This window comes from Bacteroides thetaiotaomicron VPI-5482 (assembly GCF_000011065.1).
Lineage (GTDB): Bacteria > Bacteroidota > Bacteroidia > Bacteroidales > Bacteroidaceae > Bacteroides > Bacteroides thetaiotaomicron.
Map to the genome: position 1 here is coordinate 4,756,389 of NC_004663.1, position 13,358 is coordinate 4,769,746.

General features: G+C 42.2%; 10 protein-coding genes. 7 read left to right on the top strand and 3 right to left on the bottom strand.

Going from position 1 to position 13,358, the window contains the following annotated elements:
- Nucleotides 1-11 precede the first annotated feature (11 nt).
- Nucleotides 12-401 (top strand): L-rhamnose mutarotase, encoded by a 390-nt coding sequence (locus tag BT_RS18495; protein ID WP_008767034.1) that lies wholly within the window; start codon nucleotides 12-14, stop codon nucleotides 399-401.
- 76 nt (nucleotides 402-477) lie between these two features.
- Here the strand turns inward: BT_RS18495 and BT_RS18500 are convergent, their stop codons facing one another.
- Nucleotides 478-1,338 (bottom strand): AraC family transcriptional regulator, encoded by an 861-nt coding sequence (locus BT_RS18500; RefSeq protein WP_008767033.1) that lies wholly within the window; start codon nucleotides 1,336-1,338, stop codon nucleotides 478-480.
- Between the two features lie 216 nt (nucleotides 1,339-1,554).
- Between BT_RS18500 and BT_RS24745 the strand changes: the two genes are divergently transcribed.
- From BT_RS24745 to BT_RS18525, 6 genes are all read left to right on the top strand, one after another.
- On the top strand, nucleotides 1,555-2,289 hold the full coding sequence (locus BT_RS24745) for an IPT/TIG domain-containing protein (protein WP_011108925.1): 735 nt from the start codon (nucleotides 1,555-1,557) through the stop codon (nucleotides 2,287-2,289).
- Nucleotides 2,286-2,960 (top strand): hypothetical protein, encoded by a 675-nt coding sequence (locus BT_RS24750; RefSeq protein WP_237708485.1) that lies wholly within the window; start codon nucleotides 2,286-2,288, stop codon nucleotides 2,958-2,960. The genes BT_RS24745 and BT_RS24750 overlap by 4 nt, the downstream gene beginning before the upstream one ends.
- 32 nt (nucleotides 2,961-2,992) lie before the next feature.
- Complete coding sequence (locus BT_RS18510) at nucleotides 2,993-6,100, top strand: SusC/RagA family TonB-linked outer membrane protein (protein WP_008767031.1); 3,108 nt, start codon at nucleotides 2,993-2,995, stop codon at nucleotides 6,098-6,100.
- 24 nt (nucleotides 6,101-6,124) lie between these two features.
- Nucleotides 6,125-8,200, top strand: coding sequence for a RagB/SusD family nutrient uptake outer membrane protein (locus BT_RS18515; RefSeq protein WP_011108928.1), 2,076 nt, complete (start codon nucleotides 6,125-6,127; stop codon nucleotides 8,198-8,200).
- Between the two features lie 31 nt (nucleotides 8,201-8,231).
- Nucleotides 8,232-9,191 (top strand): BT_3044 domain-containing protein, encoded by a 960-nt coding sequence (locus BT_RS18520; protein WP_008767029.1) that lies wholly within the window; start codon nucleotides 8,232-8,234, stop codon nucleotides 9,189-9,191.
- 115 nt (nucleotides 9,192-9,306) lie between these two features.
- Complete coding sequence (locus BT_RS18525; protein WP_008767028.1) at nucleotides 9,307-10,158, top strand: TonB family protein; 852 nt, start codon at nucleotides 9,307-9,309, stop codon at nucleotides 10,156-10,158.
- Between the two features lie 129 nt (nucleotides 10,159-10,287).
- Here BT_RS18525 and BT_RS18530 read toward each other — a convergent pair whose 3' ends face one another.
- Together BT_RS18530 and BT_RS18535 are read right to left on the bottom strand one after the other, a co-directional pair.
- A complete protein-coding gene (locus BT_RS18530) occupies nucleotides 10,288-12,294 on the bottom strand; it encodes a glycoside hydrolase family 127 protein (protein WP_008767027.1) in 2,007 nt (668 codons plus the stop codon).
- 37 nt (nucleotides 12,295-12,331) lie between these two features.
- Complete coding sequence (locus BT_RS18535) at nucleotides 12,332-13,333, bottom strand: family 43 glycosylhydrolase (RefSeq protein WP_008767026.1); 1,002 nt, start codon at nucleotides 13,331-13,333, stop codon at nucleotides 12,332-12,334.
- Between the last annotated feature and the right edge of the window lie 25 nt (nucleotides 13,334-13,358).

Sequence of the window (13,358 nt, forward strand, 5' to 3'; positions counted from 1 at the left end):
AAGTTATTACTATGTCGTCTATTCAGGGATACAAAATGAAAGAGTATAGCATGCCTACAAAGAGGTATTGCCAAACTTTAAGCCTTAAAAATAATCCGATTCTGATTGAAGAGTATCGTAAGATACATAGTGAAGAAAAGGCATGGCCGGAAATAAGGGCGGGGATACGTGCAGTAGGGATTCTGGAAATGGAAATTTATATATTGGGATCACAACTTTTTATGATTATAGAAACTCCACTGGACTTTGATTGGGAGATAGCTATGGATAAACTGTCTAATCTTCCGCGGCAGGCTGAGTGGGAAAAGTATGTGTCTAAATTTCAAGACTGTCCGTATTTGAGTTCTTCTGCTGAAAAATGGAAGTTGATGGAACGTATGTTTTATCTGTATGAAGATTAGTTGAGGATAACGTAATCGTTTACTACGTGTTGAGAAAAAAGGAATAGTGTGAAAGTTGCTATTCCTTTTTTTCTGCTTAAGAGTGATAAGAGGTGCGATATTCTTGGGGAGTAATACCTGTGATTTTTTTGAATAACCTGTTGAAGTATGAATAATCTTCAAAAGCAAGATTTAATGCAACATTTTTGATTGACATATCATCGGTTATTAGTATGAGTTGAGCTTTTTCTATTTTCTTACGGTTAATGTATTTTAAGGGGGTATCTCCTGTCTCTTTTTTGAATAGACGAATAAAATGGTCTTTTGATAAACAGGAATTCTCAGCGAGTACTCTTAAATCAATAGTTTCATTTATATGTTTACGGATATAGTGAATGGCTTCTTCTATCCGATTGTCTTTTAATTCCATTTTTACTTGAGCTCTTTTTAGGAAACGTGCTAGCAATTGATATACAATACCTCTTGATTCTATCTTATCAGACAAGGTCCGTTGTTTGTTTTTTAGCAGATTCTGCATAAGGGTGTAATTGTTATCGTAAGAAGTCGGGTCTGATTTCTGTAAGGTCATATGTGGATTTATAGTGCAGAGCCGCTGAAATAATGCCAAATCTATTTCGACAGCGGGGATTTCTATTGGAAAATCCCAATTGTCCAGTAAGTTGCTGTCTGACTGGTGTTCTTCATATATATGCAGATAATAGTGGGAAAAATAAGAGTTGCAGATATAGCTATGTTTGGTAAAAGCTGGAATAAAATACATGTGGTTAGCTTTTAGAATCTGAGTTTTACCCGATATTAAGACTTGTGCAGTACCTTCTGTCACATAATATAAACGTGTAAAAGGGCTATTGACATTTTTCCAGTTCCAATCGGCATTATGAATAGCCAAACCTATGTTCAAAACAAGCGGGTGCAATTTATCAACAAATGAAGCCATAGCATATAGGGTTTATTAATGTGAAGATAAAGATATATAAAAAATAAATATAACTCTTTTGATGTCGATAATTTTAAATAATATATCGATATTGTTTTATAATAAATCCTGCTATAGTCGTTCATGTCGATATTGTATTACTCTAAATCGTATTAGTCCTACAATGTGGACTGCCGAGTTGTTACATTTGCGGTATATAATCTAATAGGAATATTTATGAAAAGTATGAGAAAAAACACATGGCTTCCTCTTATTGGACTCCGAACTTTTCTTTTTGTGACCACAGCGTTTACAATTGTTTCATGCAGCGATGACAAAGGAGAAGACGGGTATAACCCTAATCTTCCGGTCAGAATTAGCGAATTGTCTCCCCAGGAAGGCGGATACTTTGATAAAGTAATCCTCCAGGGTGAAAACTTTGGCAACAACCCTAAAAAGGTACGTGTATTCTTTAATAAAAAAGAAGCGATTGTTGTAGGAGCATCCGGCGATCGGGTGCTGGTTCATGTCCCGAAACTCCCGGGCGATGATTGTAAGATAGGTATGCTTTTAAACGGTAACACCACCGATACTATTTTCGCAGAAAAGCATTTCGCCTATGAAAAGAATTATCAGTTGATATATGTAGCCGGACAGCTCAACTCCAATACAGAAACATTTGTAGAAGGAAGCTTGGAAACCACAACATTTGCCAATAGTATGCAGCATCTAGCGTGCGATCCCAGTGGCGTCATATATATGAACCATAAAAATCAGGTCAAAGTGGCAGTCTTATTTACATTAATGAACCTGAGAACTACTCTAAGTTTTTGGATTATGGAGCATCTACTGAAAACGGAGGCTCGCCTAGCACTCCGTATTATGATGACAAAACAGAGAAGGTTTACTTCTGTGCGCACCATGCTCCATTTTTTTGGGAAGTTGATCCTAAGGATTCATGGTCTTTTGTGAAAAGGAAGTTGATTGCCCCCGACGCCAGTTACCAGGCAAAAGGATATCGTCCCGTACCAAGCGGTCAGAAGTTGGAGTATATGTGTTCCTATGCTCGTGCAACAGATGCTAATGGCGAAAGTTTTATCTATTGCCGGACGTGGCAAGGTCAATTCTTCCGTTTCAAACTTGAAGATCGTGTCTACGATTATGTCACCACTTTTGCCAAATCAGATGCATGTCTGGCTACAGACCCCGACGACCCGACCAAGATTTACTGTGCCTTGAATGAATACAACAAAATAACCTGCATTGATTTGACAAAGAATCCGGAAGACAGCGGCTTTGAGACAGATGTCTGCGGCATACAGGGACCAGGAGCATATCAAGATGGACACGTTTCTGTGGCAAGATTGAACAATCCTCAACAGATTTTGTCAATGCACGACCCTGAAACCGGAGAAAAGGTGATATACATCTGTGATGCCAACAATAACTGTGTACGTATGTACAATATGGAGACAAAATTGATGAGTACCGTAGCAGGAATAGGCGGGAAATCCGGATATGCTGCCGGAAATCCTACAGTTTCAAGAATGAACAGACCTTATGGTATCTGTATAACTCCCGAAAATGACATTTACGTTGCAGATGCAGGCAATAAAGTAATAATGAAACTGGCATTTATGTAATGATGAGTAGTAATCGTTTAAAGAAGAAAAAAATGAAAGCTTATATAACAAATAGAATATATCTTATGCTGTTTTTCTGCTCCATTACCATAATGGCACAAGCACAGCAAAAGTTTGAGATATCCGGTATAGTCCAAGATGAAACAGGACAGCCTGTCCCGGGAGTCAGCGTATATGTAAAAGATAAAACAGGCATAGGTACGAACACCGATATGGATGGAAAATTTGTTTTGAAAGTCGATCGTGGAGATAAAGTGCAGTTCAGTTTTATAGGATATACCAGACACGAGTATCTAGCATTAAAAACTGAAAAAAAACTGGTTATCCAATTAGTACCGGATGTAAGTGCACTTGATGAAGTGGTAGTAGAAGCTTATGGAAGCAAGACTCGTAAAATAACAACGACAGGTGCTGTCACTTCCGTAGACGTAGCGACATTACAGACTCCTGCCACCAGTCTGGCTAATATGCTGGGAGGACGAGTTGCCGGTATTATCTCGACACAAGGCAGTGGCGAACCGGGTAAAAATATCTCAGATTTCTGGATACGCGGTATCGGAACATTTGGAGCAAACGCATCAGCACTTGTCCTCATTGACGGTCTGGAAGGTAGCCTGAATGATGTAGACCCGGCTGATATTGAAAGTTTCTCCGTATTAAAAGATGCTTCGGCAACAGCCATGTATGGAGTACGGGGGGCAAATGGCGTAGTACTTGTTACCACCAAAAGAGGAAAACAAGAAAAGTTAAGCTTTACTGCACGTGCAAATGCTACTATTTCATGGCTAAAGCGCCTACCGGAATATTGCGACGGATATAACTATGCAAAATTGGCGAATGAAGCACTCGTTGTACGTGGCGATGACCCTAAATATACGAATCAGGAACTGGATATCATTAAATACGGCCTGGATACGGATTTATATCCGGATGTCAATTGGCAGGATGAAGTTCTCAAAAGGTCTTATTGGCAACAAACCTATTATTTGAGTGCCCGGGGCGGTGGTAGTATAGCACGATACTTTATCAGCTTAAATGGTTCTAACGAGACTTCTGCTTACCAACAGGATAAATCCAGTAAGTATTTTAAAGGTTTGGCATATAATACCTTCGGGCTACGTGCTAATATTGATATAGATTTAACTAAAACTACCAAATTATATTTTGGTGTCAATGCCAATAAGACAATCAGAAACCTGCCGGGTGCCGCAGATACTAATCTGATCTGGTCTGCTTGCAGCAAACTGACTCCGGTTACCATACCAGTGGTTTACTCTAACGGAATGCTTCCTTCAGCCAATGGAGTGACAGATGAAATGTCCCCTTATGTACTTCTGAACCACACAGGATTGAAACAAGAAGAAGAATTCACTTCTACTTATACATTAAGTTTAGATCAGGACCTGGGTATGCTGATTAAAGGATTGAAGCTGAATATACAAGGAGCCTATACCAACGACAACGCTTTTCATGAAACACGCTACATCATCCCCGAACTGTGGTCATATGATAAGCGTAATGCAACTGGAGAACTCGCAGGAAAACGCCAGACCGAACGCATAACGACCCAGTACAGTAAATGGGAAATGCAATACCGCAAATACTTCCTTCAGGCTACCATGAACTGGGCACATGATTTAGGACACGGACACACGCTTACGGCACTGGCGCATTATGAAATGAGTGATCAAAAGCGGTCAACTGATGCCAATGACACGATGTCGGCTATTCCAGTTCGTTATCAAGGACTTTCCGCTAAAGTCGGCTACAATTATAATGATACATATATAGTCGACGGCAACTTCGGTTATACAGGTTCCGAGAATTTCCAGCCAGGACGCCAGTTCGGATTCTTTCCATCCATATCTGGTGCATGGGTACCGAGTAGTTATCAATGGACAAAAGATAAAATGCCATGGTTGAACTATTTTAAAATCCGCGCTTCATACGGTTTAGTTGGTAACGACCGTATCACCGACAAGCGTTTTCCATATCTGACCAGCATAAATGTAAATGGTTCCGCTACCACAAACTGGAAGTATACCAAGGGAGGTATTTGGGAAAACTCGATCGGGGCAGATAATCTGGAGTGGGAAAAAGCAAAGAAGTTTGACGTCGGTCTGGAAGGTAAATTATTCGATAAATTTGAGTTTGTAATAGACTTCTTCCGGGATACTCGCGACGGAATTTTCCAAGAACGCAAACAAGTTCCTGATTTTGTAGGACTCGTAAATATGCCATTCGGTAATGTGGGCAGTATGGTAAGCTGGGGTAGCGACGGCAATATCACCTTCAACCAACGCATCAATAAAGACATGGAATTCACGCTTCGTGCTAATTTCACATACTCTACCAATAAGGTGAACTACTATGAGGAAGGAGATACCAAGTATGAATATACATCAGCAACAGGACGCCCTAATGGCTACATGAAAGGTTATATCGCTTTAGGACTTTTCAAGGACCAAGAAGAGATCAACAATAGCCCGAAACAAGATTTCGGAAGTTACCTGCCGGGAGATATCAAATATAAGGATGTAAACGGTGACGGTGTTGTTAACAGTGACGACCAGGTACCAGTCAGCTATCAGGATTACCCGCGTCTGATGTATGGTTTCGGAGGAGAATTTCGATGGAAAAAGCTGACATTGGGCGTACGTTTCAGTGGAATAGGTAATACAGACTATTACAAAATATGGACATGGGGAAGCAATAATGTGGGATATATTCCTTTCTATGATGGTAAACTGGGCAATGTACTCACTATTGCAGCCAATCCTGCCAACCGTTGGATTCCGGCCGATTATGACGATCCCAGCATACCAGCCAGTATGAGAGAAAATCCCAATGCCATGTTCCCGCGGCTAAGTTACGGTAGCAATCAGAACAATGCGCAGGCATCTACATTCTGGAAAGGCAATCGCAAATATTTACGGCTCGATGAAATCAGCCTGAACTATAACTGTAACTGTAATTTATTAAAAAGTATTGGAATAAATTCGATCGATCTCGCTGTAGTAGCAAACGATTTGCACACTTGGGACAGCGTTAAATTATTCGATCCGGAACTCGCCACAAGTAATGGACGTGCTTATCCGATTCCGGGCCGCGTTAGTTTCCAGGCAATCGTTCATTTCTAAACATGATCATTAAATAACAAAATTATGAAAAAGTATATATTACACCGATCAATAAACCTATTCATCGTATTTCTTGGGATACTTACGACCGGAGGATTCACCTCATGCAATTTTTTAAGAGTCGACGACTATTTTGACGATACAATGAAGTTTGACAGTATCTTTACTAAATACGAGTATCTGGTACAATATATGTGGGGAACATCAGATCAGTTCCCCGACGAGAGCCGCATCCTTACCGATCCGGTCACTCCCGGTCCGATGGCTACGGATGAAGCTTTCTCAAGTCAGAATCCGGAGCATGGCCTTCGCGGACTCTCCTACATTCTGGGAACTATTAATGCCGATAACATCGGTAACTATAGCATGAATATATGGTCGTCCATGTATAAAGTGATCCGTAAATGTAACTACATACTGGCACGCAAAGGAGAGGCTCACATGAATACAATACAAGATGAGGAAATCACTGGCTACACCCACATGATGCGTGGTTATGCTTATTACAATCTGATCCAGTCTTATGGTCCGTGCATTATACTCGGTGATGATATCTTACCCAATAATGAATTACCTGAAACTTACAATTATTCCCGTTCGACTTATGACGAATGTGTGGATTACTGTTGTAATGAACTGGAACTTGCTGCCAAATATATGCCTATAGACTTAAATCCGACTTTTTTTGGACGTCCTTCACGTGGTGCTGCTTTTGCGTTGATAGCTCGTCTGCGGTTGCAACAAGCAAGTCCGTTATATAATGGCGGACAGGCCGCACGCACAGCTTTCGGCAACTGGAAGCGGACAGTGGACGGAGCCAACTATGTGAATCAGAACTACGATGAAACACGCTGGGCAGTAGCAGCTGCAGCATGTAAACGTGTCATTGAGATGAACAAATACAAATTGCATACTTCTCCCATCGATCCCAGCATGCCTCCCCGAGTATTGCCGGCTTCCGTGACAATCACTGACCCCGATTTTCAGAATATCGACTATTATCGTTCCTATTCAGAAATGTTCACCGGAGAAACGATAGGCAGTAAAAATCCAGAATTTATCTGGGGTAGACAGTCGGATGCTATGGCAAACATGACACAATGCAGTTTCCCGACGGAAAAAGCAATGGGGGGATGGAACAACCTCTGCGTTACTCAAAAACTGGTAGACGCTTATTATATGGTGGATGGACGAGATAAAAATGATGCAAGTAAAGAATATCCATATCATGTAGCAAACGGTACAGTGACCGATGATTACTTTTCCACCAGTGCAGAGGAGTTCTCCGGCTACACTATTCCGATGGGAGTATACGGTATGTATCTGAACCGAGAGAATCGTTTTTATGCTACAATAGGTTACTCCGGACGTTACTGGGCAGCACGTTCCAATACCCAAGAACAATATGGCCCTTATAGGGCGTGGTATCATCAAATGGTAACTTCAGGACGCGATCTGTTTTCCGGGAAAAATTCCGCCATAACCAATCCTCTGGATTATCCGGCAACAGGATATGTGCTGACTAAATGGATCCATGCGGACGACGCATGGATAGGAACCGGAAGTATGCGAACTACCAAATATTTTCCTATCATCCGATATGCGGAAATTTTATTAGGATATGTAGAAGCAATAAATCACCTGAGTAAAAGCTATACCGTCGAATTACCCGCAATCAATGGTGGAAATAATGCTCCGCAAAGCTATACAGTCGAACGTATTCCAACTGAAATACAAAAATACTTCAACCCGATACGAAATCGCGTCGGTCTGCCTGGATTATCTGACACAGAAGCCGCATCAGATGAAACAACTTTGGACAACATCATCAAGAGAGAATATATGATCGAATTCGCTTGCGAAAACCGCAGATACTTTGATGTACGTCGGTGGGGCATATATGAAGAGACTGAAAAAACTGGTGTTTATGGAATGCGTTTGGGAGGAGATAAATATACTTATTATCAGAATCCGATTCCTGTGAATCAGGTTAACAACCGAAATCGCGTGATAGATAAAAGACTGATTCTATTACCCTTGCCCAAAGCTGAAGTACGTCGTGTAGAAAATCTCGACCAAAACCCGGGCTGGGAGAATTAATAATTTACTTCGTATTAAAACATAAATAACCATGAAAACAAAATATATTTATATAGCTTTTTTAACAATCTTATGTGGGGGAAGCTTGGTGGCATGCTCCAATGGCGACGAGTTCTTCAAGGATGAACGCTACAAGAAGATGATCTATGCAATCAGCGACAATGAGCAAATATTTCACGCTGAATTTGAACTGAATAATGAAGAAGATATCATAGGCGTGCAGCCTTTCGCAGTAAGCGGCACTAATCCTATAGATCAGGATGTGCATCTGACCATAGAAAAAGATCCGGAGCTGTTGACGGAATATAACTATAATACCTACATGGATGAAACAGATAAATATGCCCGTGAGCTGAAGGACGGGGATTATTCACTTTTATCTTCTATCGTTGAAATAAAAGCAGGAGTGAACCCCAGCTATGAAGTGGGAAAATTACAAGTGAAAATAAAGACATCGATCATTGAAAAACTATCCGTTGACTCTGCTTACTTTCTTTCGTTCCGCATTAAAGAGGCAACACCTTACGAAATCAATGAAGAAAAAAGGAATGTATTATTCCGAATTTATAAAAAGAATCAGTATGCATCCCAAAAGACACCCACTTACTATGCCTCTTCCGGCTTTATGGATGATGTCGTAATGCCGTTCGACTCTAAAATTATCATGCCATTGGCATATAATAAGATACGCACTTACATTGCCGGACAAATTTACGATGCGAATGATACCAAAGAAACAATCAACAAAAATTCGATGGTAATCACTGTAGATGCCGATAACCAAGTACTGATATCTGCTTTCGATTCTGAGAATGGATTAAAAGTTGAAATGTTATCTCCAAGTTCTGATCCCAATGATGGCTCATATGGATATCGGAACTATTATAATCCAGAAGAAAAGCAATTCTACTTATATTATCGTTTTGATAATGGTGAAGGCTGGAAGGTTGTGCGTGAAACTTTAAGAGCCGAATCTATCATAAGTAAATAGTGATTGGCGACTATAGATATTTTTTCATTATGCGAAAAGAAACAGACGAATATTGCTGTGTTTTAATAAAAATACACTATATTGCGGTATTGTTTAACCTTAAAATATGATAGCCATGAACACAAAATTATTCGGTTTGTTTATTGCATTGTTGGTATGCCTGCCTTCGCTTGCCCAACAAAAGCCTGTGGAGAAGGTAGATAGTGATGGAGTTTATCTGATGCCCGATCAAATGCCGGAGTTTCCGGGCGGGATGCAGGCGATGATGAAGTTTTTGACTACAAATATCAAGTATCCTGTAGAAGCACAGAAGAAAGGCGTTTCTGGTCGTGTGATCGTACAGTTCGTCATTATGGAAGACGGAACATTGGATCAGGCTAAAGTTGTAAGAGGAGTCGATCCCTTGCTGGACGAAGAAGCCTTGCGTGTAGTGAAGTTAATGCCTAAATGGAAACCGGGAATGGATAGAGGCGAGGCAGTGAAAGTACGTTTTACTGCTCCGATAATGTTTAATCTGTCCAGATCGGAGGCACAGAGACCTACTTTTCCCGAACTTGTAGTACCTATCGGACAAGAAGTGGAAAACAGGTCTTTGCAAGGAGTATGGCAGAGTTGCGTTGTGCAACCGGGCGAACATGGATATAAAATTCTGTTATTGCCTGTTTTAAAGATCGTATCGCCTGATCAGACATTCATGAATATAATGACAGCCGGTATGAACGGCAGGTCAAATGCCATCATCTATTGTCAGGGAGAGTACAGTTTGCCGTCGGATGGCACTTACGTGGAGATGGTGGAAAAATCGGTTGATCCGGTTTTCATACAAGGAGTAAAGAATGAAATCAGTGTGGAACGATTGCATGATAATCTGATTAAATTGTCTTTTACGGTTCCGGGACAGGGAAGAAAAGTGACGGAATATTGGTTCCGGGCCCCTTCGCCGGATGTGAAGATAATGGCTGATTGATATAATAATATTATTTTAGGCACGGATTTCACAGATTACACGGTCTTAATGAATAAAAGCCGTGTTCATCTGTGAAATCCGTGCCTAAAAAAGTTCTCTGTACTTTCTTATCTTCGACTCAGCTTATTATTAATTCTTAAAGAATCCGTTATCTTCCCATTTTCCCGCTTCCTGTGGCTGTGCTGATGTGGCGCTTACATCGATAGGCAGCCATACTTCCATGTCACCCTCGCCCCGATGTGCCCAGGCATAATAGGGTATCAGTGTGAGTTCTACGTCTTTAGTTACCAGTTTTCCAGCTTTGTCATAACTTAATGCCTGCGCATCGGTCGTTATCTGACGGATGCCGTAAAGTAACTCCGGTTTGTCTGTTACCTTGAATTGCGGATGCTGGTTGAGAAGTATGCTGTGGACGTTGAATCTGTTGTCCGGCCATTCTGCGCAATAAACGATGGGGCCGCGTTCAACGGCAACACGTCCGTGATCGGCTTCTACTTTTGGATTTGCCTTTACTATTCGGGGGATCATGTCGAAATGTACCTCTACCACATCTCCCTTTTTCCATTTGCGGGCAATGCTGAGATAGCCATCATTGACATCGCTTTCTACTGTCTGTCCGTTTACGGATACTTGGTAGGCAGGTTTCTGATTGTCGGCGTAAGAATACAGATCACCGGGAAGTACATTGCCGCGTACCCAGCCGGGGATACGGAGTTTCATGGTGAAGTCCTGATTGCCCTGCGTTATTTTCAGGCGGATGTCGCCATTCCAGGGATAGCCGGTTTCTTGTTCCAGCAGAATCTTTTTCTTGTCTACCTTTAGCTCGGCTTTGTTGGAAAGATAAAGGTTCACGTATACCTGATCGTTCTTCACGGCATACACATATCCCGGTAATGACGGAATGAAACGGCTGACGTTTGAAGGGCAGCAGGCGCAGCCGAACCAAGGTTTGCGGCTGTATTTTCCGTTAGAAGACAGCGGGTTGGGGTAGAAGAAAGAACCTCCGTCCAGTGATACACCCGATATCAGACCGTTGTATAGTGTGCGTTCCAGGACATCGAAATATTTGGCGTCTCCGTGCAGCAGGAAAAGACGGTAGTTCATGTATACATTGCCGATAGCGGCGCAGGTTTCACAATAAGCGGACAGGTTAGGCAGCTCGTAGTTGTTGCCGAATGCTTCGCCTGCATGGTGTGCACCGATGCCTCCGGTTATATAAATCTTTTTAGAAACGATGTTGTCCCAAATCTTGTCTATCGCTTTGATGTAGCTGCTGTCTCCGGTGATGGCTGCCACATCTGCCATGCCGGAATACATATATACGGCACGTACGGCATGTCCTACGGCTTCATCCTGTTCTACCACAGGTTTGTGTGCCTGACTATAGGTGTCTTTCCGGCTGGTATATCCACGGGTATCCAGGAAGAATTTTGCCTGATCAAGATACTTTTTGTCTCCCGTCGCCATGTATAGTTTGACTAAAGCCATTTCGGCTATCTGATGCCCCGGTACGTATTTCTTCTGTTGAGGGCCGTTGCCGATTTCGCGGCAGACACAGTCGGCATATTTAATGGCGATATCGAGGAAGTTTCGTTTTCCGGTAGCCTGATAATGCGCTACGGCTCCTTCTATCATGTGGCCCAGATTGTAGAACTCATGACTCAGGTTCTCTACCGCTACCCAACGCTCTTTTCCTGCCCAGTTGTGCGGGTGCTTCGGGTTCATGGTGCGGGCTGTATAAAGGTAACCGTCCGGTTCCTGTGCTCCGGCAACAATGACGAGTACGCTGTCAATGTACTTTTGCAGTTTCTTGTCCGGATAGGTTTGCAGAGAGTAACTGGCTCCTTCTATTGTTTTGTATACATCGGTATCGTCGAAAGAGAAGCCCTCTACTTTGTAGGTATCGCTGGGATGTGCTGCCTTTACAAAGTTTTCGTAACGTCCCGTCTCTTCACATTTGCTGAATGCCAGAGGGATGGTTACTTCACGGCTTGCTTGAAGGCGCTGTCCCCAAAAGTTGTCCGTCACTTTAACGGAAGTAAAGGGGACAGGGTCTATAGGATATCCATGATTTATTTGCGCGCTGCCTGTTATGCAGATGCAGGTCAGGAATGTCGCAGTCAGAATGTTTTTCATCTTAGTATTTATTTTAGTATGAATCTCTGTTGCGGTGTTATGGTGTAGGGATTACCTGTTTGATTGTTCCGTCCGGATTGAATTCCATCCGGTCAATACATACTTCGCGGTGCCAGCCCGGTCCGTCATTCAGATGGTTCTTGTTGATACGGTGGTATACGATATACCATTTGTCTTTTCCCGGTACTTGCAGGATAGAGTTGTGGGCAGGTCCGTAGATCTCTTCTTTTGGATTTTGGATGAGTACTATTGGTTCTTTGGCTACTTCGATCGGACCTAGCGGTGATTGGGCGGTACCATAAACTACGTGGTAGTTGGGTGAGCCGGTGTCGTCTACAGACCAGAAGAAGTAGTAAATTCCTTTTCTATAAATAACGTAAGGAGCTTCACGGTATGCGTAAGTCTGCAAAGTCCCTCCTTTGGGAGTTAATACTACCGTTGTCTCTTCTTTGATGGACAGCATGTCGTCGTTGAGCTCGGCTCCTGCCATGTAGCCGTTACCCCAATAGAGGTAGCTTTTGCCGGATACGGGGTCGGTGAATACATCCACATCAATCTGCTGTCCCCGTCCTGTGGGAGAAGAGGTGATGATAGGTTTGCCCAGATCTGTGAAAGGTCCGGTGGGGGAGTCGGCTACGGCAACTCCTATTTGCTTGCCTTTGTTGGTCGTTGGGTTGGCACTATAATAAAAGAAGTATTTATACTTCCCGTCTATCTTCTTTTCTTCGATGCAGGGAGCCCATGCGTTTCCGTTTGCCCAAGACACATTTTTGCCCATCTCCAGAATCACAGTCTCTTCTTTCCATGTTTTTAAATTCTTCGATGAAAAGACCTTAAAATAACTTCCGCCCCATCCCGGAAATCCGTCACTGGTGGGGTAAATATAATAGCGTTTTGTCTGATGAGAATACAGTACTTCCGGGTCGGCATGGAACCCCGGTAGAATAGGATTGCCGGATTTCTTATTCTGTGCCGTTACTTGTACTGTTCCGATGAGTAATAAGTGGAATAGAAAGATTCTGGTAAATAAATGCTTCATGATATTTATAGTTAGATTTTTATTA

Coding starts and splice junctions, on each gene's coding strand:
- BT_RS18495 (WP_008767034.1), top strand. CDS start 12: ATGTCGTCTATTCAGGGATACAAAATGAAAGAGTATAGCATGCCTACA.
- BT_RS18500 (WP_008767033.1), bottom strand. CDS start 1,338: ATGGCTTCATTTGTTGATAAATTGCACCCGCTTGTTTTGAACATAGGT.
- BT_RS24745 (WP_011108925.1), top strand. CDS start 1,555: ATGAAAAGTATGAGAAAAAACACATGGCTTCCTCTTATTGGACTCCGA.
- BT_RS18510 (WP_008767031.1), top strand. CDS start 2,993: ATGAAAGCTTATATAACAAATAGAATATATCTTATGCTGTTTTTCTGC.
- BT_RS18515 (WP_011108928.1), top strand. CDS start 6,125: ATGAAAAAGTATATATTACACCGATCAATAAACCTATTCATCGTATTT.
- BT_RS18520 (WP_008767029.1), top strand. CDS start 8,232: ATGAAAACAAAATATATTTATATAGCTTTTTTAACAATCTTATGTGGG.
- BT_RS18525 (WP_008767028.1), top strand. CDS start 9,307: ATGAACACAAAATTATTCGGTTTGTTTATTGCATTGTTGGTATGCCTG.
- BT_RS18530 (WP_008767027.1), bottom strand. CDS start 12,294: ATGAAAAACATTCTGACTGCGACATTCCTGACCTGCATCTGCATAACA.
- BT_RS18535 (WP_008767026.1), bottom strand. CDS start 13,333: ATGAAGCATTTATTTACCAGAATCTTTCTATTCCACTTATTACTCATC.